This is a genomic window from Candidatus Spechtbacteria bacterium (genome assembly GCA_016188605.1).
Taxonomy (GTDB): Bacteria; Patescibacteriota; Minisyncoccia; order Spechtbacterales; family JACPHP01; genus JACPHP01.
This window is the reverse complement of the sequence record JACPHP010000016.1, coordinates 24633-48091: the sequence shown is the minus strand read 5'-3', so window position 1 is coordinate 48091 and position 23459 is coordinate 24633. Positions and strand designations below refer to the sequence as shown.

Sequence of the window (23459 nt, the reverse complement as noted above, 5' to 3'; positions counted from 1 at the left end):
CCTGCATCTCTAACGGGGTCAACCCCACCCTAATAAAGATTAATTATCTTTTTCTTTTTGGAATGGAATGCCTAACTTTTCAAATAAAAGGAAGGCTTCATCGCGTGTCTTTGCCGTAGAAACAAATGTTACCTCAAGACCAAAATGGCTAGTAAGTTCTGCGAGTTCTGGAAAAATAATACTTTCTTTGATGCCGATTGTAAGGTTGCCGTATGGATCAACGGTCGATCGACGAATGCCGCGGAAATCGCGCGTTCTGGGCAAAGCGACGTGCGCCAATCTCCCCAAGAACTCCTCGGCGCGAGATCTGCGTAGTGTTACCTTGACACCGCTAATCATTCCCGCGCGAAGTTTAAATCCTGCAATTGATTTTTTTGAGCGCACTATAATCGGCTTCTGCCCGCTAATTAACGCAAGCGCTTTAACAATATCTTTTATCGCATCCTCGTTTTTAACTCCGGCTTGGCTGCGTTGATTAAGCATTCTTCCGACGCCGACATTAATCACCGCGCGATCCAGACGAGGAATGCTCTGAATATTTTTGTATCCGAAAGCTTCCTTTAATACAGGAATAACGACATCTTTATACTGTTTTTGGAATGAATAATTTATCATAGTTTTTCACTGCAAGATGAGCATATCCGGACTTTTTCTTTCCCGTGTCCTTGGTACTGTACGCGCGCCGCCCGATTACACTTGCCGCATACAATTTTTACATTGGATACAGAAAATGGCACGGGCATAGAAATAATTTGCCCTTTTTCTCTCTGTGAACGTCGGCGGCGATGTCGCTTGTGGATATTAACGCCCTCAACCATAATCTTTTCAACAGAAGGAAAAGCGCGAAGTATCTTCGCTTTTTTGCCACGATCCTTTCCTTTCGTGATTACGACTATGTCTCCCTTTTTTAGTTTCATAGGTTAAATGAATACTGAATAGTGAATCACGAATCATGAATACCTACACCTGCATGATTCACTATTCATGATTCACTATTCATAGTTGTTATATCAATTCCGGCGCCAGCGATGCTATCTTATCAAAACCACGCTCCTTTAATTCCCTTGGAATAGGACCGAATATACGGCCTCCCTTAGGCTCTTTTCCGTCTAGGATAACTGCCGCATTCTCGTCAAAACGAATATACGAACCATCCTTGCGGCGGAATGGGGTGCGCTGACGCACAATAACAGCCTTTACCACTTCGTGCAACTTCACGATTCGGCGCGGCTCCGCGACTTTTACTGCGGCAACGATAATATCGCCTATCTGCGCGTAGCGGCGTCGAGTACCTCCCAGTACCTTAAAACACTGGATTTCTTTAGCTCCGGTATTATCTGCTACATTAAGTTTTGTTTCTGCCTGAATCATAAATTTAACTTTTTATCTCAAATCTCAAATGGCAAATCTCAAAACTGAATCTAAAATCTCAAAACTTCTTACGTAGATTTAAGATTTGAGTTGTAGATTTGAGGTTTGAGATTTAAGATTTTAGTTTTTTAATTTGGTACTACTTCAATCGTTTCGCCCTGCTTCAATGTCACGATTGCCTTCGGATAGCGCGTGCGCGTCGCAGTGTATCGTCCTCTTCTCACCCTCTTTTCGGGAAGAGTTATAATATGCACGTTACGCACATGGACTTTATAAATCGCCTTGATAGCATTTGCAACTTGCGTGGAATTTGCTGTGGGGAAAATACGAAATACATACTTACCCATCGGCTGCATATTCGTAGTCTTTTCAGTAATGTATGCGGAATGAATAATATGTTGGAACCCTGCGGTTAACGTGTTCTTTACGCCAACAACTTCTTCCCCCAATTTTAGGGGCTTTTTTATCTCTTCTTTATTTTCAGCGACTTCCGTCTGCTGCGCAGTTTGCTTCTTGGGCTGCCTTGCCTTTGAGGATTTTGTCCTTTCGGATTGTACCCCCTTAGACTGCTTCCTTTGCTGCTCCTGCTTTTGGTTGAACCAATCTAGTATTGCCATATCGCGTAATGAATAAATCAAGCGCCGACTTTGAAAATATCACATGCGCGTGATTAAATACATCAATAATATTTATATTCTCAATGCGGAGCGGGGTAACCCCTGCAATGTTTCGAAACATTCGGCGAAATTCTTTGTCGTCCATCGATCCCCAAATTAACACCTTTCCTAATTTCTTATCCGCGCCTCGTACAGACTTAATCGCTTGCAAAAAAGCTACCCCTTTCTTTGTTTTTACCTCCGGAGTTGTAAAACTTTCTACAATAAAAATGTTGTTTTCCATCATCTTTGATGATAATGCGCCGAATAAAGCCTTTTGCTTCATCTTGGTATTAATCTTCTGCGCAAAAACTTTTTCCTTGCTTGGGCCGAACGTAACACCTCCACCAACCCATAATGGAGATCGTCTTGATCCATGACGAGCGCGGCCTGTGCCTTTTTGCTTCCATGGCTTGCGACCGCCGCCACGTACTTCGCTACGATCTTTCGTATGAGCATAAGGCTTGCGCAAATTTGCTAGCGCCGCGTTTACTGCTTGGTGAAGCAAATCAGAGCTTGCGCTCACACCAAAAATCGCATCTGGTACTTCTACCGTCCCTTTTTCTTTTCCTTCAATTGTGTATAAGGGAAGTTTCATAAGTTAATCAATTTGACTACCGTCAACCGCTGACCGCTAACTGTCAAACGAATAACGAAACGGTTGTCGGTAAGCGGTTGTCGGTTGACAATATTTATATTTTAGTTAGATCGAATCTCAACTAACGATCCTGCCACACCAGCCACTGGCCCATCCAGCATAAGGATATTGTTTTTAGCGTCAACTTTTACAATCTTCATGCGACGCGTCATCTGATCTCCGCCCATGCGACCGGCCATTTTTCTGCCTTTTAGCACGTGCTGAGGAAATCCCGATCCTATTGCGCCTGGAGCGCGTTCTGTATTCTTAGTTCCATGTGTGTGAAAATGCCCCGCAAATCCCCAACGCTTCACTACGCCCTGGAAACCTTTTCCTTTAGAAACTCCCGTAACACTCACCTCTTCTTTTTCTGCAAATGAAGAAACATCTATCACGTCACCACGCTTGACAGTCGGCTCTTGGTTTTCCGACAAGCGAAGCTCGCGGAGCCAGCGGAAAAATTCCAATCCTTTCAAGTGGCCCTTCATCGCCGGTGAGAGTTTTTTCTTGGTGCCGAATCCAACTTGCATTGCATTGTAGCCATCCTTATCCTTGGTCTTTGTTTGGGTAACTTTGCATGGACCACAAGAAATAAGCGTCACGGGAATGACACGTCCTTGCTCTGTGAATATCTGGCTCATGCCGAGTTTTGTACCCAAAATTATTTTACTCATGGCTAGAATTTATTTTTATAAAAAATCGGGGCTAGCCCCGATTTTTTATAAAACGGCTAACGCAAATCTTATCGCGCTTATCACAATGAAAATAATCGCACTAAACGATTGTGTACCATTTAGTTTGTTTAAATACTAATAAATTCAACCTAACTTTTTTACATCTTTATCTCAATATCCACACCCGCCGGCAAGTTCAGATCCATCAAAGAATCAATAACTTGCGGAGAAGGGTTGATAATGTCAAGCAATCGTTTATGAATCCTCATTTCAAACTGCTCTCTGGCGTCCTTATGGATAAAAGTGGAACGATTAACCGTGTACTTGTGGAATTCCGTAGGAAGAGGTATAGGACCCCGCATCTCTGCGCCATAGCGCATTGCGGTATCAACAATCTGGCGCACGCTTGAGTCAATGACTTTATGATCATACGCTTTTATTTTGATGCGCAATCGCTGGTGAGCCTCTTCTGTTTTCACGCTTTCGCGTCCGCCTTCGTGGACCGCTCGTACCACAGTTTGCGTTTTTTTTTGTCCTTTTGTTGTTTGTGCGCTCATTGCAGAAAAATTAATATAATTACAAAAAAATGTAATTTAACACTTAGGCGGAAATCTTTGTTACGGCACCCGCGCCGACTGTGCGGCCTCCCTCACGAATAGCAAATCGCTGTTGTTCCTCCATGCCTATAGGAGAAACCAATTTAACATTCAACGACACGGTATCGCCAGGCATAACCATTTCGGTGCCTTCAGGTAAGGTTACATCGCCGGTAACATCAGTTGTGCGGAAATAAAATTGCGGCTTGTATCCAGTGAAAAACGGAGTGTGGCGGCCACCTTCTTCTTTTGAGAGAATATATACTTGTGCTGTGAATTCCGTATGCGGTGTGATTGTGCCGGTTGCGGCAATAACCTGCCCGCGTTCTACGTCTTCTTTCTTCAAACCGCGCAAAAGCAAACCAACATTATCGCCAGCTAGACCCTCATCGAGTTGTTTGTTGAACATTTCAATACCAGTGACAACTGTCTTTGACGTTGGGCGAATGCCGACGATTTCAACTTCCTGATTGATGTTGATTTTACCGCGCTCAATTTTACCAGTAACAACAGTACCGCGGCCTTCAATGGAAAAAATGTCTTCAACTGGCATTAGAAACGGCTTTTCCGTTTCGCGTACAGGCAGTGGGAAGTATTCGTCCATTGTAGTGAGCAATTCGCCGATTGGCAACGCCGCCGCGTCATCTGCGGATGCCGCGCTCAAAGCATTGAGCGCTGAACCCTTGATGATAGGAGTTTTTTCGCCATCATATTCGTATTTATTCAAAAGCTCACGAATTTCTGTTTCTACAAGCTCTATAAGCTCTGGATCATCTACCTGGTCTACTTTGTTTAAGAATACGATGATATTTGGCACGCCTACCTGTCGAGCTAAAAGTATGTGCTCACGAGTCTGGGGCATTGGACCGTCTGCTGCTGATACCACCAAAATTGCGCCGTCCATCTGCGCGGCGCCGGTAATCATATTCTTAATGTAATCCGCGTGTCCTGGAGCGTCAATGTGCGCGTAATGACGATTAGATGTCTCGTACTCAACGTGAGCCAATGCAATCGTAATCCCACGAGCGCGCTCCTCCGGCGCGGAGTCAATTTCATTAATTCCTTTCTTGGATGCTGTCCATCCTTTAAGCTGCGCGTACTTCAAAATCGCGGCTGTTAGTGTAGTCTTGCCGTGGTCAACGTGACCGATTGTGCCTACGTTTATATGAGGTTTTGTGCGCTGATATTTTTCTGCCATATATTTTATTTATTAGTTAGTTTATTGCTTATAGGGCTTACGCGTTTGGCGATCTGCGTTGTTGCGGACTGCGCTTCCTTCCTCAACGTACTTTAGTACGTCTCGGTCGGCTGCTCGTCCGCGCCTAGCATCTCATCCAAACGCGTAAGCCCTAGCTTTTCGCGTCAGTGTCTACTGAGCAAAAAGGTAAGTTAAGGACACAAGATGTATTTTACTTATATTTATGATTACGTCAATAGATGCAATTTAAAGCTCAAATTTCAAAGTCCAAATGTCTCAGCCAAAGGCTGATCCCCGCCAGAGGCGGGCAGGCGTCTCAGGCGGAGAAAATTAGGGCATTTAGTCAAAGTTAACAATTTTGAATTTTTAGATTTTGACATTCTTTTGTCATTTGTAATTTGGACTTTGACATTAAATAGGCAGGTCTTCTATACTAATCCCCGATCTACGCCTGTCCTCTGGCTCTTTTTGAGGCACAATCGGAGGAGATATCAGTGACTCCGACTCGTGTGCCTCTTGAAGCGCATTGTTCACCTTTTGCAGCGCCTCGGTTGAGTCTGCCTGCGGTGCCTGCCCCGAATTAGATTGAGGGGAGTTTATTGAAGGGGTCGAATCCGCCTGCCGCCCCCTCTCTATCAAAGCCGTGTATTCTGCAATTGGCATTATCACGTACCGCGGCTCGTTATCCTCAACAACGACTATACGATCATGATTGCTATGTATAAACTTTTTGAGTGATTCCCACATATTTAATAAAGTTGACTACCGTCAACCGCTGACCGCTAACCGTCACGAGACGGTCGTCGGTAAGCTGTTGTCGGTAGACAGAATTTACTTCTTCCTCCCTTCCACAATCCCCATCGCGATATTATTCGGCACCTCCGCGTAGTGGCTAAACTCCATGCTGTAGCTTCCTCGACCTTGTGTCATTGACCTCAATTGTGTTGCGTAGCCAAACATTTCCGCAAGTGGCACGAGAGCGTGTACGGTCTTCAAGATTCCTCGCTCGCCCATTTCTTCAATTTGCGCGCGCTTAGAACTCAAATCGCCCGTAACATCCCCGAGGTGATCGTCCGGCGTAATAGTTTCAACTTTCATAATCGGCTCAAGGAGAACAATCTTTGCGCTGCGCGTTGCCTCTTGAAATGCGATAGAACCCGCAATCTTAAAGGCCGCTTCAGAAGAGTCAACGTCATGGTAAGATCCGTCATAAAGCGTAACCTTAACGTCAACCATGGGAAACCCTGCCAGCACGCCGCGATCCATCGCTTCCTTCACGCCCTTTCCAACCGCAGGAATATATTCTTGGGGAATAATACCTCCCTTAATAGCATTAATAAATTCGTAGCCTGCTCCCTGCTCCATCGGCTCCACGCGAAGCCACACATGGCCGTATTGTCCGCGACCGCCGGTTTGGCGAATATATTTTCCTTCTGCCTCTGCTGTATTTTTAATAGTTTCGCGATACGCAACTTGCGGCCTGCCGATATTTGCCTGCACGCCAAACTCGCGCATCATGCGATCAACGATAATCTCAAGGTGAAGCTCGCCCATGCCGGAGATAATAACCTCGGCAGTTTCTTCGTCGGTTCTGACTCGGAAGGTCGGGTCTTCCTCCGTGAGGCGATGAAGCGCGATACCCATCTTCTCTTGGTCGGCGCGAGTCTTCGGTTCAATGCGCACGGAAATAACTGGCTCTGGGAATACAATATTTTCAAGAAGAATCGGATGGTCGGGATCACAAAGCGTGTTACCGGTAGTTGTACCCTTCAGTCCAACTGCCGCCGCGATATCCCCCGCATATACCTCGTCCACCTCTTCTCGCTGATTTGCATGCATACGCACGATGCGACCAATGCGCTCCTTATTGCCGGTGCTGGCGTTCAACACATACGAACCCTTCATAAGCACTCCGGCGTAAACACGAAAGTACACCAACTGGCCCACAAAGGGGTCGTTTGCGATTTTGAAAGCAAGAGAAGTAAACGGATCGGTATCCGCTATATTCCGGCGAACTTCTTCTCCAGTCTTAGGGTCTTCCCCTTTAATCTCGTGGGTTTCTGTCGGATTTGGTAAATAGTAAACTACACCATCGAGCATGAGCTGTACGCCCTGATTTTTCAGCGCGCTTCCGCACAAAACAGGCACTAGATCATTTGCAATTGTTGCTTTGCGCAACACCGCGCGAAGCTCGTCCACGCTGATTTCACCTCCGTTTAGATATCGCTCCATCAAACTGTCGTCTTGTTCTACAATCCTTTCCATCATCACGGCGCGCATCGCATCTGCTTTTTCTTTTAAGTTCGCTGGGATTTCTTCATGAATTATGCGCTCGCCGTGCTCGCCCTCAAAACGGACGTGTTTTTGCGTCAGTAAGTCAATAACGCCATTAAAATTGCTTTCTTCACCTACTGGAATTTGGATTGCCACCGCGTTTGTGGTGAGACGATTTTTGATAGACTGAAGGCTGCGATCAAAACTAGCGCCCATGCGGTCAAGTTTATTTATAAAACAAATGCGTGGCACGCGGTATTTGTCCGCCTGTCGCCATACTGTTTCTGATTGTGGCTCAACGCCAGCAACCCCGTCAAACACCACCACGCCGCCGTCCAGCACGCGCATAGAGCGCTCTACTTCTACGGTAAAATCCACGTGCCCTGGAGTATCTATAATATTAAAACGATTTTCATGGCTTTTATCGTCGCGAGGAAACTCTGTCGGAATCCAAAAACAAGTCGTGGCCGCGGAAGTAATAGTAATGCCGCGCTCTCGCTCCTGCTCCATCCAGTCCATAATCGCGGCGCCCTCGTGCACCTCGCCTATTTTATGGGAAATACCAGTGTAAAATAAAATACGCTCGGTAACTGTAGTTTTACCCGCGTCAATGTGTGCGATAATGCCGATATTTCGTGTTTTTTCAAGAGTATAGAGACGAGGCATAAAAAAAATAATTCAAAGTCCAAATGTCAAATTACAAATAAAGTCCAAATGCCCTAATGTCAAAACTTTGGATTTTGGATTTTGACATTGATTTGGTCTTTATAATTTGGACTTTGGCATTGCTTTCTCAGGTTTCGCTTAAGCAAAATGTGAAAATGCGCGATTAGCTTGTGCCATGCGGTGGGTATCTTCTTTCTTCTTAATCGCGGCGCCTTCGTTACGCGCCGCAGCCATTAGTTCATCAGAAAGTTTCTTTGCCATCGGGGCGCCTTTCTTGGCCTGCGCGGCGTTAATAATCCACTTCATAGCGATAATAGAACGGCGTTCTCCGCGCACCTGCAAAGGCACTTGGTAGTTAGCGCCACCAACGCGGCGGGACTTGAGCTCCATCAAAGGAGCTGCGTTTTTCAACGCTTCGTCAAAAATCTCAATCGGATCTTTTTTTGTTTTTTCCGCAATAATATCAAACGCGCCGTACACCACGCGTCGGGCAACAGACTTCTTGCCTTCCACCATTATATAGTTTATAAACTTACCAATGGTGGGGTTGTTGAATTTTGGATCGGGTGAAGCAACGCGCTTTGCAATATTTGACTTACGCATATTTCAATCTCAAAAATTAAAATTCAAATCTCAAAATTACAGTGTAAAATGTAAAACTAACTAACGACGTAAATTTTTCATTTTTAATTGTCATTTTGAGGTTTGAGATTTGCATTTTAAATTTATTTTTTACCTTTAACTGCTGCGTTTTTCTTAGTTCCATACATAGATCGGCTGTTCTTTCGGCCTTCAACTCCTGAAGCGTCCAGCACTCCACGGACAATGTGATAACGCACACCCGGCAAGTCCTTCACGCGGCCGCCTCGAATCATAACAATTGAGTGTTCTTGTAGGTTGTGACCTTCGCCCGGGATGTAGGCTGTAACTTCCATGCCGTTAGTCAGGCGCACGCGCGCCACTTTACGCAAAGCGGAGTTCGGCTTCTTTGGAGTGACTGTTCTTACGCTCGTGCATACGCCCCTCTTAAATGGAGAAAAACTTAATGATGGACGATTTTTCAGTACATTAAAATTACGTCGGAGCGCCGGCGTTTTATTTTTCTTCTTAGGATTTTTACGAGATCGCTTTACAAGCTGATGTATTGTGGGCATAGAGCCAATTTATGCGAAATAGCGTTGATTGTCAACCCCGTTAGAAAAACAAATTTATTGGATGACCTGTGATTATCTGAAAAAGAAACGAGACAATCGGAAAAATTGCCGCTGAAAATCCTAGAACGATAAACATGACAACGAGTATAAGCCCGTAACGCTCCATGAATATTTTTGCCTGCCAAGGCAATCCCGGAATTGCGAATAATAGCTTGGAGCCATCCAGCGGCGGAATTGGCATAAGGTTAAAAACCCCAAGAACAAGATTGAGGTACACAATAACGCTAAATACAACACTTACAGCATCAAGTGGAGTTCCTTGCCCCAGGGATGATAATGGTAGAAAACGCAACGCGATGCCAAACACTATTGCAATGGCAAAGTTAGCCGCAGGGCCCGCTAGCCCCACCATCGCAGGCCCCCACTGCTGATTTGAAAGATTGTAAGGATTATATGGCACCGGCTTTGCCCAGCCAAACAACATCAAGGGCGCGCCAAGTTGTGCCGATATTACCAACATCAAAGGCACTATTATAGAACCTATTGGGTCAATGTGCACGATAGGGTTTAATGTCAACCGCCCCATCATGCGAGCCGTAGGGTCGCCAAGAGCGTTAGCCGCGAGGCCGTGCGAAACTTCGTGCACAACAACAGAAAAAATGAGAATGACGAGAAAGAGAATGATTTCCATATTAAATTGAAATACGCAATTTTCCGCCCAGAGCTTTAGATACTTTTTCTAAAAAAGCTACAGACGGATTAGCGCTACCGCCCTCAAGCCTGGAAATTGCAGATTGCTTAGTGCCAATTTTATTTGCCAACTGTTTCTGGCTCATTCCTTTCTCTAATCGCCTTCTAATAACCTGTTCAATAATACTAAACTCTAAATCCATGGCATCGTATGCCTTTTTGAATTTAGGATCTTTAAGGGCTTTGGCTAAAGATTTATCAAATGATACAGGTTGAAATTTTTCCATATAGTTTTGTATAACATATATGTTATAAGGTCGTCAACGCAGAAATTCTGCCCTGCGCAATACTAATCTCTTTTTTAGGAGTTTTCTGAGATTTTTTTATGAAAACATGTAATATAACCGCCTTTTGCTTATAAAAGCAATACAACAACCTAACTTCTTGGCGAGCATGTACGCGTAACTCATATAGATTGGTTGAGATTTGTCTGGAGTATGGCATCCGCAACTTATCGCCGAATGTTCTAAGTAGCTTTATTTGCCTGTAAGATTTAGCAGAAGAATCTGTATTTATAGATGATAAAAATTCTTCTATGCTTGAATTAAAGAAAGTTACATCCATAATTTAAAATGTTCAAGCACCAATTTTTAATTTACAACGTAGAGTTGCGTGGCAACCACGTTGCTCTACGCAATGAATTTTCAATTTTACAATGACTCATCGTGTGTTTTCAGCCGGAGCAAGAAATACAAAAAAATGTATTTCTACGTTTAACAAAAATTACAACAAAATGTAATTTTACGCTAAGGCTGATCCCCGCCAGAGGCGGGCAGGCGTCTCAGGCGGAGAAAATTAGAGCCTTAGGTCATTGATTGCGTAAAGCAACGTGGTTGCCACGCAACTATACGTTGAAAATTGTAAATTGATCATTGAAAATTCAGTCCGTCTTGCACAAAACGTAAAATTGACATATAGTACCCCTATTATAGATAAATCTTGAACTATGGCAAAAACATGCACGGTGTGCGGAAAAGGATCACACCTTGAAGGAAAACGAAAACTCCTGCGTGGTCATTATAACTTTACGGCCAAGAAAAGGAAGTATCCCAATCTGCAATGGATAAAACTTTCCACAGGGAAGCGTGTTAAGGCATGCACGCAGTGCATGAAAAAAACAGCGCTAGTAGCGAAATAACTAGTATTTAGTACGAGACGAAAAGCGTGTATAGAGCGGGCTGTGCCCGCCGTAGCTCCGTTTGGCGGAGCGAAGGCGGGGCGTAGTATATCTGCGGATATAAATGGTTCACTCGGTCGAAATGAAATTGTCTTCAAGAAAATAAAATGATTATTTTCTCTCTGCCATTTTCATTTCTTCCTCGTTGCCATTTATAGTGGCAGTACGCGAGGCTGGGGGTCACCAAGCGAATACTTGGAGCTTGGTGACGGGTTCAAAAGAACCCGGGGTAGTCATGACAGCGTCAATTTTTTGATTGAGGACTAAAGCAAACTGCTTTGCTTTAGTCGGGAATTTTAGGAAAGCCTCTCGCAAGGCGAGGCGCTTTCCGTTAAAAAATTCCCAGCGCACCTTGGCTATAGCGAGAAATATACTGTTGCTGGCATGACGGTACATTGGAGTTATTTCTTTTTAATGTCGGAATGCGGGGTGTAGTATAGTGGTAGTACGCGACCATGGGGTGGTTGTAGTCCGAGTTCGATTCTCGGCACCCCGACAGCAAAGTAAAAAGTCCGGCCACGACCGGACTTTTTACTTTGCTGTTTTTATTTATCACTTCCCCGCCAAAAATGTTTCGTACGTGTTTAGTCCAAAAATAAGCGCTGTGCCGACAAGCGAAAACCAAAACAATTTCCAAAGCATTCTTACAATTTTCTCGTCGGTTGCCTGCAGTGAGCTTGCTTGCCCTGCCTGCCCCGAATAAAATTGCGGGGAGTTTATCGAAGGGGTCGAACCAGTCGAAGTAGTCGAGGGGGCCGAATCTGCCTGCGGGCGCATTTTCATAACTACCATGTTTATAGCAAGACTAACAAAGAAAAATCCTGTTGCAAGAACGCTCTTTCCTATCCAGTGATGCGAGAATATTTTAGCGAGCCATGATTGCACTGAGGGCCATAAATACGAGGCAACTATAACAAAAGTCGTAAACACGACCGCGCCTACCGCGCTAACAAGCACCGCGTAAAGCTGGTTTGATTTAGGATTTAAGTTTGTGTTGTTCATTGTTCGCTGTTCATTGCTATTTGCGTTACCTAACTGCGCCGGAAATAATCATCCCGATAACTGCAATGGCTGTACCTAGCACCATCACAAGACCAGTAACATAAGTTAGCGCGCGTTTCAGCGCAGGGTTGGTTTCAAGTCTTTCTCCCGCAAACCAAATCGTTGCAAACACGCTTAACGCAAGAAACGGCAAAAAAAGGAATATGTGTTCTTTAGTTTCCATACCCACGGTATGCGCCCAGCTATACTGGCCGGCTTTAATAACTGGTTTAACGAACTGCCCGTAGTAATGAAGATAATAATCTCCCCCCGCCAGCCACGACAAAACAAAAAGAATAAACCCCGCGAAAGTTACTTTGCGCAGAGATGACACTGGCGGTTTTTGTTTTAAAACCCACAGCCACGCAACGTAAAAACACGCTATTGCCAGCAATCCATACAACACATGGTCAATCAACGCGAATTTAAAGAATAATGACATATTATGGCAACTTAACGCCTAAAAATTCTCTTACGAAGCTCATCGCCACCGCCACCGCGCCTATCGCAATAATATACATCCCCATAATAGTAAAATACGAAGTTCCAATGCCACTTCCCCACGCGCCAATAATAAGCGCTCCGTACCACGATGTGAGTGAAATGGCGCTGCCAAGCCAAAGCGGCATTTTTCTTGCCTGCATCATCACGGCGTTAGCCAAGAGTATGCCGACAATAGTCAATTTAGCCAAAAAATGCGCTTGGTATATAAGTTCAGATTGGCCGGTAAGCCGATAATACAACAAGAATCCAAAACCGGATAAGACGAGCAGGAGAAGCCCTGCTCGCAGAATGCGATAGGTCGTTTTTAAAAAATCTCCCTCGACCGCATCAATCTGACCGTCTCGCATTGCGCGCAAATGAAAAATCTCGGCAAATGTTTCGCCGCCCACGCCGAGCACAACGCCAATGATATGCCCCACGACAAGAATTGCGTACCAGTCCATATAAATCAAAAATTAAAAGTCAAATCGCTTATAATTATATCAGTTTAATAGTTATGCACAACACTAATCAATACATCATCCCTCGCTCCGCTAAGCGGAGCTTCGGCGTGATGGGCGCTATTATGGCTTGTACAAGCCATAATAGCGCCCGAAGTTATCCACAGTTGACCCTACGACTGCACGAGGAGATAATAACCAATGTCGTTGTTCTTTTTTTAGTAGCCTCGAAAGGGAGGAAAAAGAAATGGATTTCCTGTTCTCTGCTCTCTCTGCTCCTCTTGCTCTCGTTGGGGTAGCTCTTGCTCTGGCTTTCGGCCTAGCGATGCTGCCTCGTGTTATGAACGCTCTGCTTGATGTGTTCGGCTACGACGGCGGACACTTCGAGTATCCTCCTGTAGTTGCCTGGTTCGGCAACTTCTACGTCATGACTCCTGGTCTCGTCGGCCTGGGCATGGTTCTCGCTTATCTCGGCCATGCCTGGAACGGTTAACCTAATTTCAAAGGCCCCATCATAATGATGGGGCCTCTTCTATTCTCTACATATTTGATTTCACGACCGCCGTATATATCCTACGAGTGCACTATCGTCCCTTTAAATTTCTTCCCCAGAATAATATTTCTCAAATTCGCTAAATCCGTTCCTCGCGCCACAACCATATCCATATTTTTTTCTTGCGCGTAGCGGCTGGCGACTGGGTCCACGGGCGCTTTCATGCCTGGCATCCATTTATCACCAACTAAAGTACGGTAATGAGCCCATGTAATATCTGGGAATGGTTTGGCATCTTTATGGATTGTAATATCGGCGTCATACACGTAAGGAATCTTAGTCGCGATAATCATTTTGGATGCGCGAAAACGGTCAGCAAGGCGCGCGGCGACATAGTCGGTCGACCATCCCGGTCTCCAACCAGCCGCAATGAAAAGCGCGTATTTGTCCAAATCACTTTTTGTAATTGGCTTCAGTGGGTTATCGATTACCGCGGGATACGCTTCGCCGACAAATATGGTGCGCAGCAAATGTCCATTCAAACGAGTAGAGTGAATGCCAATCCAATCTTTGTCTTCGTCGCTGACTGCCACAACCTGCGAAGCCGCCTGCTGATAGTTGCGCGCTGTTGTCCCTCCGCCCGCGACAATTATAAAACGATACTCCCCAAATAATGGGAGTATCATGTCTCGGAAACGTTTAAGAAATTGTGACTGTATTTTTTGCGAAACGATAATAGACCCTCCGAGGGCTATGACGATTGTTTCTTTTTTTGTTTGTCTTGGCATTCTGATTATAAAGAGATTATTTTCCTATAAACAAGGCTACGCCATGAAGACGAAGCCTTGTCAGAGGATGTTCTATATCAGAATTCGGTTGATTCTAAGTTTGGCGCTCGCAATCCGACGCCACAGCGCCGGAAAATATAAAGCTCCCTCTTTAAAAAACAGTTTGAGCCGAATTCAAATTAAGAACAGTGCCTCTGGAACGAGTATAGCATGGCGCAGAAAAAAGAAAAGCGCCCCGCTACAGTCTTCTACAGACTAGTACGGGGCGCCTGTTGCTATGAGACGCTATTATGCAACCTTGCCCTTGCTTCAGGAAGCCTATTTTGAAGAGAATCTATAATCGAACGACGCTGTTCCTTTTCCCAGACCGCCCTGTGGTCAGCATCATGTTCTTTTTGGATCCGCAACAACAATTTAATAATTTCAATCACCGGCTCTGTCGCACTAACAAATTTCCCCAATTCTACTCCTCTATTGCCTAGACTCTCCTGGTTAGCTGAATCTTTTGACATAATATGAGGCACCAGTTGAACTGCAAGATCTGTTATAGGATATCGCAATCCTTCAAGCTCCTGTTCTGACAAAGTCAGCAGAAGCTGTCGAATCATTTGAACAGCAAATGCAAATAACAAGTGAGGGGGACCCTGTAGTTCGCCTGAATCCCTCATGCCAGAAACCGAAAACGTAAGACCACCGACGGGAAGATGTACCTTCACCGTCTTGATATCGTGTACCACAACCACAATACGCCTCCTTCTAAAATAACTGTGCGCATAGTACAATCCATGATATTTTTTGTCAACAAAACATATCTGCTCACTAACCCACATATAATGCACGTAATTACGAGTAGTTTATCCGCAATGACTAGGTTTTTTTAGGTTCGGTGAGCAGTTACAACGAAACTGCCCTTGCGGTTACAAAGACAGTTTTGTTTTGCAAAACTCACAAGCCTTAAAACATAATATCTTCCTCTGCTCTCTTATAGTCGTGAATTTCTTCTGCGGTAAACCAATGCTCAAGTTCGTGCGCCGCTTCAGATGGGTCGCCTGACGCGTGCACCACGTTATGAATTGCGCGTTTTGCAAAGTTTGCCATGGTTGGCGAATCCACGGAATAATCGCCGCGAATCGTTCCCATTTCCGCTTGCGATGGAATAGTTTTGCCTACAATTTTACGCACCATATCAACAGCATGTATTCCTTTTATTAACATTGCGACAACAGGGCCTGACGTGAGAAAATCCACATTCCATTCTGCCACCATTTTGCCTATTTCCAATGGATCTGCTGTGCCTATTTCTTGAATTGAATCCTTCCCATATTGATTGTAATTGGAAAGAGTTTTTTCTCCCATTCCACGCATCCATTCGTCAGTGTTAGGATAATGATTCCGCGCGTGCTCACGAGACACGGCAATCATTTTAAGCGCAATAATTTTTAACCCTCGCATTTCAATACGCTTTACAACCTCACCGACCAAGCCACGCTTTACTCCATCTGGCTTAACCAATAATACTGTTGTTTCTTCGGCTGGATGTTTTTGTTCCATATTTAGAAGTAAAGGATTTTTGCGTTTGAGTGCATTTCTAGGCGCGGACGAGTACCGGAGTAAAACGTATATAGAAATACGTTGTCGAGGAACGGAGGCCGCAACAACGAAATGCGCCGAACGCGAAAGTCCTTAAATTTTAAAAGCTATTACCTTGACTTACAAGTGTTATATCACCATTTTTGTCAGTTCGTAAAGTCTTTATGCTGGATAACCGCCGAAGCACCTCGGCGGTCGGATGTCCATATCTGTTATTAACTCCCGCTGAAATTACCGCAATTTTAGGTGAAACTTTTTGCAAAAAGTCCTCGCTTGTCGAACCGCTACTGCCGTGATGCCCAACTTTCAACACATCACTTGCAAGATCTACTCCAAATACAGAGAGAACGTGCTCACCACGAGCTTCCATATCCCCAGTTAACATAAATGAATCGTCTTTATAAGTCAGTTTCATCACGAGCGACATATCGTTGGATGCGCTAAAAATATTTTCCGCTCCCTCCGGCGGCCACAACACGCGCAACGAAACTTCACTATCAAGATTTATACGCTCGTGCCAACGCGCAAAAAGAATTGGAATATTGCGCGCTTTAGCAGTATTAAGTATCTCTTGAAAAACAGGTATGTCTTTTCCCGCGTACGGCATGATTATTCCGCGCACATCATATTCTTTCAACACCGCTAGTGTTCCACCGATATGATCTTTATCCGGGTGCGTAAGGACAATGAGATCAATGGTACGCGCGTAAAATGGCATATGCCGCGCGATGCCCTCACTGACCGATGCTCCGTCTGGTCCAGTGTCAACAAGCATAGTACGGCCCGAGGGAGTAACAATCAGCGCCGAATCGCCCTGCCCAATGTCCAAAAAAGATATAGATAGCGAACGCGACTGTGCTTCTTGGTATAGCAGGATAGTAAATAACGCCGCCACCCCAACGCAGACCCCCATTGCTGACCGATAATTAAAAATCGCATTAAGCATACATGTGATATTAACTAGGGAAGCCGGGACTCCCTAGTAACTTGTTAATCAAAATAAAAATATGTTGATGACGCGCGCAGTGGATGATATCCTTTGCGCGATGCGACAAAAATTACAAAACCTACAAAAAAGTATCCTACAACAAAAAAGAATAAAGATTTTGCTGGCAGTGAGATGGTCGCAAGCGGCAACGATCCTGCAAACGATGCAACGCCGTACAATAAAGATACTATGAGCCAAACCGGCCACGAAACAATCATCCCCAAAAACGCGTGAACTGAACCTAGAATAATCATAAAAAATACGAGAATTAAAATTATCGGCAATAAAGGAACGGCGATAATGTTAAGCGCGAGGCCTATCACAGAAAAAAGACCGAAATGATAAATACTAATAGGCATTGTAAAAAGTGTTGCGGCAAGCGACATCGCAATAATGCCTCGCGCGCCCTGCCATAGATATGCAAGCCAATTTGGTTTTTTGGTATACGAATCAATGTCTCTCACCCTCCTCTCAAAGAGCCGCCGCAGTTCATCGTTAACAAAAGGCGCCAGAATAATGATTCCTGCCATTGCGGCAAACGAAAGCTGGAAACCGACGTCCCCCGCAAGTAAAAACGGATTCCATACCAGCATTGTAACTGCCGCGTAAAGCAACAAACGCAAAGATGAAACGGGCCTGCCAAAAAGCTGAGCGACGTACAGCATACTTCCCATTACTCCCGCGCGCACTACGGAAGAACTAAAACCTGCTAAAAATATAAAGGCAAAAATAACTGCGAGGGAAGCAATGATCCCGGTTTGCCTGCGCATGCCGCAAAGCAAAAAGAATACAAGCAACGCTTCCATTATCATAACAATATTCATTCCAGAAATGGCGACTATATGAAGAATGCCAGCGCGCGCGAATAATTGGTTGATTGCAGACGACATATTTGTTCCTATTGCCATCGCAGAAACAACTTCGCCCACAGACCCGTGAAGAAAATACATTATAGTGTTTTGCGCGTACTCGCGCAGTTGCGCGAGAATAATAAAAAGATTTTGCGAACTCCCTTTTGTTATGTTTACAAGCGACGCGCCATACATCACCGCGTTAATGTTTTTCCCGCGCAAATAACTTGCATAATCAGACGGCTGCACGCTGTCAGCATTCTGAATCTTCCCCTTAACGACAATGCGGTCGCCGAAATGCACCATTGTGGCCAGCGGTAAAAATATCAATACCTTATCACCGCTCGAAAGATTCAAAGTAACGCGCGTGCTTCCCGATTTAGTTATCGGAAAATCTACAACATCACCCTGAATCTCCGCGCTTCCAGTCTTTAGCGTGTAAGCGCCCAATTCTCCAAAAAAAGAAATATACGCGAGTACAACAAGTAAGCCGATACAGGCAAACAAAATTATGCGAGAGAATAATTGGTGATTTAAAAAATGCATAGCATTCATAACTAATATTTAATATAGTATATAGTATTTCTGCAACTGCTGGTTTAATTTAATTATCTCTATTTCTAAAACACTAAATACCAGTTTTCATTGTAGCAAAGCATAACGCGTGTAAATAAACATCGTCCCGCCAAGGCGGGACGATGTTTATTTACTAAAAGAACTCACAACATTATTATCTGCGCGCTCGTCGTCGTGCCACTCGCTTTTTTGCAGGCGCTCGCTTTGCTACCCTGCGCTTTGTTGCAGTCTTTTTTGCTGCTCGTCGTGTTGCCATATTTTTGTATGTAAATTAAACTTTTTTCGCTAGAGGCGGCAAACGCCTCGGATGGAAAATACAGAGTGTATGAAATCAACCGTCCCCTCGCTCATGCTAAGCATTGAATTATATTTTTATAATCCATACATTTTTGCATCGCGAGTCGAAGGGAACTTCATACAAAATAATTTTTACTCAATGTACATTTATATTATATAACATAATGCAAATCATAAACATGTGGATAACTACAAAAATAAAATTATTAATTTTATTTTAGTTATCCACGCAAATAAAAAACAAATCCGCGTAACGTGGATTTGTTTTTTATTTGCGCAACTTTATTTCAATTTCCACCAATCTCCGAAGTCTCCTTGAAGCCTAGCTTCCACGCGCTCGTGGAAGCTAGGCTTCTTCTCAAGGACTTCTTCTCAAGCTCACTCGCATCCTATCTTCAGCCTCCATCCAATCCATATAATATCATAATTCTTTTTAAGCGAGCGATGTGACGAGACGTTTTGTTTTGCTAGTGTTTTGTATTCAAGACCGCTGCCGAGAAAGCGAGCTGCTAATGACCAGAGAGAATCACCTACCTTAACAATATAGGATTGGCAAGTATTAATTGAAACAGATGGCGCGCTCGGCACCTCCTTCTCCGCAGTTTCCTCTGTCTGCACAGACGGGACTTCTGTTTGCGTTGGAACAGTCTGCGCCGGCGGAGACTCGATCGGTGTAGTTGATGGGGCTACGCTCGGAGTCTCCACGGGTGACTCTGGTTTAATAACAGCCAAGGTCGTAGTTGCCGATACTTCCTTTGACCAAGCGCCGGTAACACAGTCATTAGCTGAAGCAATGACAAAGTAATAGGTGGTGTTGGGGGTAAGAGAAGAAACGATATATGTGCCTACTCCTTTAGCGCCTATGTTGAATAATCCTTGAGAGTAAGAATTTGGCGATGTGCCGTATTGCAGGTAGTAATTAGAGATGGGGTCACTGCCATCTTGGATGGTAAGAAGGATGGAGGTGGTTGATTGAGCCTCTGCTTTGGTAATTTGAGGTAGAATAGAGCCTGGCTGAATGTTGGAACATGAACTTAGGGATGATGAAGAAGTAGAGCCAAAGAGGGCGAAGGTAGAAAAGCTTGTGGTGGTGCAGGTGACTGTTTTAGCCAAACTGTTTACGGTACAGCCGGTTAGCTCGTTCCAATTTACTCCGTCATATCTGTGTATCTTGAGGGTATGCTGGGAGATAGTAGGAGGAATGTCAGCGTCGGTGTATGTCATTGTAATTGTAATAGGGTTATTGAAGGTTGTAACAGAGGTTCCCACGCCGCTTAGCGCTTTAAGGTCGTATGTGTATGTGCTGATGCCGCTGTAACCTGATGGAGCCGTTACTGCTCTAAAGACAGTTGTGGCATCTATCTTCTTTACTTGGATATTAGCGTCTGTGCCTGTGAATGCCGCGGGGATGGCCAGTGATATGCCTGTGTTGTTTGATGTTAGAGCTACCGTGCCTCCTGCGGCTGTGGTGATTGCTGAAGCTGTTTCTGCGGTGACTGGAGCAGAGGCGGTGCAGCCCGTGGTGGTGAAGGTGTTGTCACTGCTTACATCTTCCGTGGCTGTGGCGTCTGTGGCTCTTGTTCTGTAATGATAGGTGGTGCATGCTACGAGGCTGGATAGTGAGACTGTGTGGCTCATTACTCTGGGCGAGGTGTCTGTTTCTGATGTTGTTGAACCATATTGGTCTGTGAGTCCGTAGTCTGCTTTGGTGGAGGTGAGGCTGTTGGTGTTGTAGGTTATTGACGAGGATGTGGTGGAAGGAGTGCTAGCGATTGCGGAGGTGGCTACAGTGGAGGGGAAGATGAGGATGCGGTTGTTGCCGCTATCTGGCACTATCAGGTTACCATTATAATATACTGGTTTACTTGGACTATTGGTGTTAAAAGCTGTAATTGAACCCGTATAAGTACCATTAGCGAGTCCATTACTGGTATCCATACTAGTCTGACCGATTACTATGTCCGCAGCTGCATAATTACTAGTTGGCATAGAATTAAATACCATTATCCTATGATTATGATGATCTGAAATAAATAATCTCTGTCCATCAGAATAAGCTCCAGATGGCCACCTTGTCGATTTTGAGGAAACAACATTAGTTCCTGAAAAAATATTATTGGTGGCAGTTGTAAAATCAGGCTGGCCGATTACAACATCAGCAGAAGTGTAATTAACAGTAGAAATTGAATTCCAGATAAGAACACGTGCGTTAATTTTATCCATTAAGAATAATTTTCCGTTGTTAATATCTATACTACATGTATAAGCACATTGAAAATCCTTTGCTGAAGCTGTATTACTTAATGCCGTTGTAAAAATACTATTACCCAAAACCACATCTGCGGCCTGCTGATTTACTGTAGGCAAGCTGTTCCATATAAGAATTCTATTATTAGTCGGATCTAGCGCGGCTAATTTTGTACCATCTGAAGCTACGTCCCATATAGAACCGAAAGTACTAGCGCTTAGTCCGCCATTATTTGCAGTATTACTTGTGAAATTGGGTTGGCCCAAAACCAAATCGGCGGGTGTTGAACTATTCGGAACTGAATTCCAAATTAGAATTCTATTATTAGAAGAATCCGCTATAAATAACCTACCGCCAACATATATAACTGACTGGGGACCATTAAGAGTACTTGCGGAGATACCGCCATTATTTGCAGTATTACTTGTGAAATTGGGTTGGCCCAAAACCAAATCGGCGGGTGTTGAACTATTCGGAACTGAATTCCAAATTAGAATTCTATTATTAGAAGAATCCGCAACAACCATTTTTCCATCGGCTATCTCTACAGCACTAGGGGAATTTAATGAGTTTGCAGAAACCCCTCCATTATTAACCGTACTGCTAGTAAAATCAGGCTGCCCAAGCACTATTGATGCGCTCATGCCAGTTTTGTAAGCATCTACGCCTGTAGTAAAATTAACCGCTCTTCTCGTAGAACTTACTGTGCTCACCGTGGTACTGGCAGGAGCTTTCTTTATTGTATATACCTGTATATTGTTTGTTCCTGCCGCTTTTCCAGGCCCAAGGTTAATAAATAAGCTTACGATCACAACAGAAGATATAACAGCGGCCAGAGTGCTTGCTGAAAACAGACGAGCTTTTCTGTGAAGCTCTTTGTGTTCAAGTAAAGTTTTGTTGTCGTCTATTATGACTATGTTTTTCATAGAGAAGATGCTTTAGTTAATTTAAGTGTAGGGCTTTGTAGAGGTTTAACCTCTACAAAGCTCCTTAAACCCTAGTACTTTTCATTTTATTCTTATAAGCCCCCCCCCCCCCCCGCAAGAGCAAGGGGTGTGAATAATGGAAGCTTTTATCCACGCAAATAAAAAACTGGCATACATACCGCATGCCAGTTTTTTATTTGCGCAACTTTATTTTAACTTCTTTCTAATAAACGCGGGGATATCCCAATCTTCTTCTTCCTCGGTTGCGACGGGAATATTTGTTTCTAGTGGTCGAACTTTATTTGCGTTATTATTTTCATTTTCTTCCACATACTCCTTTTCACTGCTAACTGTTATGGAAACTGGAGATTCGTGACGATGGTCAGCGACTCTTTTTTGTATGTCAGGAATTCCTCGCTCCCGTCGTGACGTTTCTTCTTTACGGCTACCAATATTATCATTATCGCTAAATCCCGTTGCTATCACCGTAACTTTAAGCTCACCCTTTTTTAGTCGTTCATCAAGCACAGCTCCAAAAATAACTTTTGCTTCCGGATTAATTGAGTCTGTGATTACTTTTGCCGCGTCATTAATTTCAGACATTGCAAGATCATCGCCCCCGCTTACACAAAATAGAACCCCGCGCGCGCCATCAATAGAAATATCTAAAAGCGGGGAGTTAATGGCGCTTCGCGCCGCTTCCATTGCCCGTTCTTCACCGGAAGCATGTCCAATGCCCATCAATGCCGGCCCCGCGTCTTGCATAATTGCCTTGATATCTGCAAAATCTACGTTAACAATACCGGGTTGCACAACAAGATCGGAAATCCCTTGCACGCCTTGGCGCAACACATCGTCAACAATTGCAAACGCATTTAGAAGAGTTGTTTTACGGTCGATAATCTGCAAGAGTCTGTCGTTTTGAATTGTGATCAACGTATCAACGCGCTCGCGCAAACTTGCAAGACCTTCTTCCGCGAGTCGCGCGCGCTGCATACCTTCAAATGCAAATGGTTTGGTGATTACCGCTACAGTCAACGCGCCGCTTTGCTTTGCAGCCTCTGCAACAATGGGTGCGGCACCCGTACACGTACCTCCGCCAAGACCTCCCGCAACAAACACCATGTCAGAGCCGCGCAGTGCTTCCTGAAGCTCATCGCGATTCTCTTCCGCTGCTTGCCGTCCGATTTCAGGATTCATACCCGCGCCAAGTCCGCGCGTTAAATTCTTGCCGATATGAATCTTCTGCGGCGCGTTAGAATTATGTAAATCCTGCGCATCGGTATTGATTGCGACAAACTCCACTCCCTCAACACGCAGCGCCATCATGCGCGCGAGCGCGTGACATCCGGATCCACCGACACCAACAACCTTAATGCGTGCGAATGTTTGTATATCTGGTTTGACTTGCGGCATAGAATTTAAAATATTTATGTAATACTCTACATTAGCAATTCGTAGTAATAAATGTCAACCCCGTTAGAGATAAACTTGGAAAATTGGCTAAAGATAAAAATTTAAATAGATTCTATATCGAATCGAGTATTAGCCTCCTCCTAGCCCC

At 44.4% G+C, this 23459-nt stretch carries 27 protein-coding genes and 1 tRNA gene; 3 read left to right on the top strand and 25 right to left on the bottom strand.

From position 1 onward, the window contains the following. Positions 1–39: 39 nt before the first annotated feature. From rplE to HYV65_03575, 15 genes are all read right to left on the bottom strand, one after another. Positions 40–615, bottom strand: coding sequence for a 50S ribosomal protein L5 (gene rplE / locus HYV65_03645; protein MBI2463296.1), 576 nt, complete (start codon positions 613–615; stop codon positions 40–42). Continuing rightward, positions 612–917, bottom strand: coding sequence for a 50S ribosomal protein L24 (rplX, locus tag HYV65_03640; GenBank protein MBI2463295.1), 306 nt, complete (start codon positions 915–917; stop codon positions 612–614). Before rplX ends, rplE begins: the two co-directional genes overlap by 4 nt. A gap of 88 nt (positions 918–1005) precedes the next feature. After that, a complete protein-coding gene (gene rplN / locus HYV65_03635) occupies positions 1006–1371 on the bottom strand; it encodes a 50S ribosomal protein L14 (GenBank protein MBI2463294.1) in 366 nt (121 codons plus the stop codon). 128 nt (positions 1372–1499) lie between these two features. Further along, positions 1500–1988 carry a 50S ribosomal protein L23 gene (locus tag HYV65_03630; protein ID MBI2463293.1) on the bottom strand — a complete coding sequence of 163 codons (489 nt, stop codon included), beginning with the start codon at positions 1986–1988 and terminating at the stop codon, positions 1500–1502. Further along, entirely contained in the window at positions 1933–2625 is a 693-nt protein-coding gene (gene rplD, locus HYV65_03625) for a 50S ribosomal protein L4 (GenBank protein ID MBI2463292.1), read from the bottom strand. The genes HYV65_03630 and rplD overlap by 56 nt, the downstream gene beginning before the upstream one ends. A 101-nt stretch (positions 2626–2726) precedes the next feature. Continuing rightward, a complete protein-coding gene (gene rplC, locus HYV65_03620; GenBank protein ID MBI2463291.1) occupies positions 2727–3338 on the bottom strand; it encodes a 50S ribosomal protein L3 in 612 nt (203 codons plus the stop codon). 158 nt (positions 3339–3496) lie between these two features. Further along, positions 3497–3895, bottom strand: coding sequence for a 30S ribosomal protein S10 (rpsJ, locus tag HYV65_03615; protein ID MBI2463290.1), 399 nt, complete (start codon positions 3893–3895; stop codon positions 3497–3499). A 43-nt stretch (positions 3896–3938) separates the two neighbouring features. Then, positions 3939–5132 carry an elongation factor Tu gene (gene tuf, locus HYV65_03610; GenBank protein ID MBI2463289.1) on the bottom strand — a complete coding sequence of 398 codons (1194 nt, stop codon included), beginning with the start codon at positions 5130–5132 and terminating at the stop codon, positions 3939–3941. Positions 5133–5543: 411 nt separating this feature from the next. Then, positions 5544–5879 carry a hypothetical protein gene (locus HYV65_03605; protein ID MBI2463288.1) on the bottom strand — a complete coding sequence of 112 codons (336 nt, stop codon included), beginning with the start codon at positions 5877–5879 and terminating at the stop codon, positions 5544–5546. A gap of 84 nt (positions 5880–5963) precedes the next feature. After that, positions 5964–8072 carry an elongation factor G gene (gene fusA, locus HYV65_03600; protein ID MBI2463287.1) on the bottom strand — a complete coding sequence of 703 codons (2109 nt, stop codon included), beginning with the start codon at positions 8070–8072 and terminating at the stop codon, positions 5964–5966. A gap of 138 nt (positions 8073–8210) precedes the next feature. Beyond that, positions 8211–8675: a 30S ribosomal protein S7 gene (gene rpsG, locus HYV65_03595; protein MBI2463286.1), complete on the bottom strand. Its 465-nt coding sequence runs from the start codon at positions 8673–8675 to the stop codon at positions 8211–8213. A gap of 122 nt (positions 8676–8797) precedes the next feature. Then, positions 8798–9226, bottom strand: coding sequence for a 30S ribosomal protein S12 (gene rpsL, locus HYV65_03590; protein ID MBI2463285.1), 429 nt, complete (start codon positions 9224–9226; stop codon positions 8798–8800). 40 nt (positions 9227–9266) lie between these two features. Beyond that, positions 9267–9917 carry a site-2 protease family protein gene (locus HYV65_03585; protein MBI2463284.1) on the bottom strand — a complete coding sequence of 217 codons (651 nt, stop codon included), beginning with the start codon at positions 9915–9917 and terminating at the stop codon, positions 9267–9269. A 1-nt stretch (position 9918) separates the two neighbouring features. Beyond that, positions 9919–10203: a helix-turn-helix transcriptional regulator gene (locus tag HYV65_03580; protein ID MBI2463283.1), complete on the bottom strand. Its 285-nt coding sequence runs from the start codon at positions 10201–10203 to the stop codon at positions 9919–9921. 22 nt (positions 10204–10225) lie between these two features. Continuing rightward, positions 10226–10540, bottom strand: a complete 315-nt coding sequence (locus HYV65_03575; GenBank protein ID MBI2463282.1) for a type II toxin-antitoxin system RelE/ParE family toxin — start codon at positions 10538–10540, stop codon at positions 10226–10228. Between the two features lie 382 nt (positions 10541–10922). Here HYV65_03575 and HYV65_03570 point away from each other — a divergent pair, with 382 nt between their 5' ends. Further along, a complete protein-coding gene (locus HYV65_03570) occupies positions 10923–11114 on the top strand; it encodes a hypothetical protein (protein ID MBI2463281.1) in 192 nt (63 codons plus the stop codon). A gap of 464 nt (positions 11115–11578) precedes the next feature. After that, positions 11579–11649: transfer RNA gene (locus HYV65_03565), tRNA-Pro, on the top strand. Between the two features lie 56 nt (positions 11650–11705). Here HYV65_03565 and HYV65_03560 read toward each other — a convergent pair. Genes HYV65_03560 through HYV65_03550 form a run of 3 tightly spaced genes read right to left on the bottom strand, consistent with a single transcriptional unit; the run spans position 11706 to position 13141 of the window. Further along, entirely contained in the window at positions 11706–12155 is a 450-nt protein-coding gene (locus tag HYV65_03560; GenBank protein ID MBI2463280.1) for a hypothetical protein, read from the bottom strand. Between the two features lie 25 nt (positions 12156–12180). Then, positions 12181–12636: a hypothetical protein gene (locus tag HYV65_03555; protein MBI2463279.1), complete on the bottom strand. Its 456-nt coding sequence runs from the start codon at positions 12634–12636 to the stop codon at positions 12181–12183. A gap of 1 nt (position 12637) precedes the next feature. Further along, positions 12638–13141: a hypothetical protein gene (locus HYV65_03550; protein MBI2463278.1), complete on the bottom strand. Its 504-nt coding sequence runs from the start codon at positions 13139–13141 to the stop codon at positions 12638–12640. A gap of 244 nt (positions 13142–13385) precedes the next feature. Between HYV65_03550 and HYV65_03545 the strand changes: the two genes are divergently transcribed. Next, the gene (locus HYV65_03545) at positions 13386–13631 is read left to right on the top strand and encodes a hypothetical protein (protein MBI2463277.1); all 246 of its coding nucleotides are present in this window, start codon (positions 13386–13388) and stop codon (positions 13629–13631) included. A gap of 80 nt (positions 13632–13711) precedes the next feature. Here the strand turns inward: HYV65_03545 and HYV65_03540 are convergent, their stop codons facing one another. From HYV65_03540 to ftsZ, 7 genes are all read right to left on the bottom strand, one after another. Beyond that, entirely contained in the window at positions 13712–14419 is a 708-nt protein-coding gene (locus HYV65_03540; protein ID MBI2463276.1) for a UMP kinase, read from the bottom strand. A gap of 275 nt (positions 14420–14694) precedes the next feature. Next, positions 14695–15156 carry a hypothetical protein gene (locus HYV65_03535; protein MBI2463275.1) on the bottom strand — a complete coding sequence of 154 codons (462 nt, stop codon included), beginning with the start codon at positions 15154–15156 and terminating at the stop codon, positions 14695–14697. A gap of 217 nt (positions 15157–15373) precedes the next feature. Further along, the gene (locus tag HYV65_03530) at positions 15374–15970 is read right to left on the bottom strand and encodes a nucleoside-diphosphate kinase (GenBank protein ID MBI2463274.1); all 597 of its coding nucleotides are present in this window, start codon (positions 15968–15970) and stop codon (positions 15374–15376) included. A gap of 139 nt (positions 15971–16109) precedes the next feature. Then, the gene (locus tag HYV65_03525; GenBank protein ID MBI2463273.1) at positions 16110–16955 is read right to left on the bottom strand and encodes an MBL fold metallo-hydrolase; all 846 of its coding nucleotides are present in this window, start codon (positions 16953–16955) and stop codon (positions 16110–16112) included. 44 nt (positions 16956–16999) lie between these two features. Continuing rightward, complete coding sequence (locus HYV65_03520; protein MBI2463272.1) at positions 17000–18394, bottom strand: ComEC/Rec2 family competence protein; 1395 nt, start codon at positions 18392–18394, stop codon at positions 17000–17002. Between the two features lie 705 nt (positions 18395–19099). Then, positions 19100–21895: a LysM peptidoglycan-binding domain-containing protein gene (locus tag HYV65_03515; protein MBI2463271.1), complete on the bottom strand. Its 2796-nt coding sequence runs from the start codon at positions 21893–21895 to the stop codon at positions 19100–19102. 207 nt (positions 21896–22102) lie between these two features. Further along, positions 22103–23311 carry a cell division protein FtsZ gene (gene ftsZ, locus HYV65_03510; GenBank protein ID MBI2463270.1) on the bottom strand — a complete coding sequence of 403 codons (1209 nt, stop codon included), beginning with the start codon at positions 23309–23311 and terminating at the stop codon, positions 22103–22105. Positions 23312–23459: the final 148 nt, after the last annotated feature.

Excerpts from the sequence above, each read along its gene's own strand:
- rplE (MBI2463296.1), bottom strand. The coding sequence starts at position 615 with ATGATAAATTATTCATTCCAAAAACAGTATAAAGATGTCGTTATTCCT.
- rplX (MBI2463295.1), bottom strand. The coding sequence starts at position 917 with ATGAAACTAAAAAAGGGAGACATAGTCGTAATCACGAAAGGAAAGGAT.
- rplN (MBI2463294.1), bottom strand. The coding sequence starts at position 1,371 with ATGATTCAGGCAGAAACAAAACTTAATGTAGCAGATAATACCGGAGCT.
- HYV65_03630 (MBI2463293.1), bottom strand. The coding sequence starts at position 1,988 with ATGGCAATACTAGATTGGTTCAACCAAAAGCAGGAGCAGCAAAGGAAG.
- rplD (MBI2463292.1), bottom strand. The coding sequence starts at position 2,625 with ATGAAACTTCCCTTATACACAATTGAAGGAAAAGAAAAAGGGACGGTA.
- rplC (MBI2463291.1), bottom strand. The coding sequence starts at position 3,338 with ATGAGTAAAATAATTTTGGGTACAAAACTCGGCATGAGCCAGATATTC.
- rpsJ (MBI2463290.1), bottom strand. The coding sequence starts at position 3,895 with ATGAGCGCACAAACAACAAAAGGACAAAAAAAAACGCAAACTGTGGTA.
- tuf (MBI2463289.1), bottom strand. The coding sequence starts at position 5,132 with ATGGCAGAAAAATATCAGCGCACAAAACCTCATATAAACGTAGGCACA.
- HYV65_03605 (MBI2463288.1), bottom strand. The coding sequence starts at position 5,879 with ATGTGGGAATCACTCAAAAAGTTTATACATAGCAATCATGATCGTATA.
- fusA (MBI2463287.1), bottom strand. The coding sequence starts at position 8,072 with ATGCCTCGTCTCTATACTCTTGAAAAAACACGAAATATCGGCATTATC.
- rpsG (MBI2463286.1), bottom strand. The coding sequence starts at position 8,675 with ATGCGTAAGTCAAATATTGCAAAGCGCGTTGCTTCACCCGATCCAAAA.
- rpsL (MBI2463285.1), bottom strand. The coding sequence starts at position 9,226 with ATGCCCACAATACATCAGCTTGTAAAGCGATCTCGTAAAAATCCTAAG.
- HYV65_03585 (MBI2463284.1), bottom strand. The coding sequence starts at position 9,917 with ATGGAAATCATTCTCTTTCTCGTCATTCTCATTTTTTCTGTTGTTGTG.
- HYV65_03580 (MBI2463283.1), bottom strand. The coding sequence starts at position 10,203 with ATGGAAAAATTTCAACCTGTATCATTTGATAAATCTTTAGCCAAAGCC.
- HYV65_03575 (MBI2463282.1), bottom strand. The coding sequence starts at position 10,540 with ATGGATGTAACTTTCTTTAATTCAAGCATAGAAGAATTTTTATCATCT.
- HYV65_03570 (MBI2463281.1), top strand. The coding sequence starts at position 10,923 with ATGGCAAAAACATGCACGGTGTGCGGAAAAGGATCACACCTTGAAGGA.
- HYV65_03560 (MBI2463280.1), bottom strand. The coding sequence starts at position 12,155 with ATGAACAACACAAACTTAAATCCTAAATCAAACCAGCTTTACGCGGTG.
- HYV65_03555 (MBI2463279.1), bottom strand. The coding sequence starts at position 12,636 with ATGTCATTATTCTTTAAATTCGCGTTGATTGACCATGTGTTGTATGGA.
- HYV65_03550 (MBI2463278.1), bottom strand. The coding sequence starts at position 13,141 with ATGGACTGGTACGCAATTCTTGTCGTGGGGCATATCATTGGCGTTGTG.
- HYV65_03545 (MBI2463277.1), top strand. The coding sequence starts at position 13,386 with ATGGATTTCCTGTTCTCTGCTCTCTCTGCTCCTCTTGCTCTCGTTGGG.
- HYV65_03540 (MBI2463276.1), bottom strand. The coding sequence starts at position 14,419 with ATGCCAAGACAAACAAAAAAAGAAACAATCGTCATAGCCCTCGGAGGG.
- HYV65_03530 (MBI2463274.1), bottom strand. The coding sequence starts at position 15,970 with ATGGAACAAAAACATCCAGCCGAAGAAACAACAGTATTATTGGTTAAG.
- HYV65_03525 (MBI2463273.1), bottom strand. The coding sequence starts at position 16,955 with ATGCTTAATGCGATTTTTAATTATCGGTCAGCAATGGGGGTCTGCGTT.
- HYV65_03520 (MBI2463272.1), bottom strand. The coding sequence starts at position 18,394 with ATGCATTTTTTAAATCACCAATTATTCTCTCGCATAATTTTGTTTGCC.
- HYV65_03515 (MBI2463271.1), bottom strand. The coding sequence starts at position 21,895 with ATGAAAAACATAGTCATAATAGACGACAACAAAACTTTACTTGAACAC.
- ftsZ (MBI2463270.1), bottom strand. The coding sequence starts at position 23,311 with ATGCCGCAAGTCAAACCAGATATACAAACATTCGCACGCATTAAGGTT.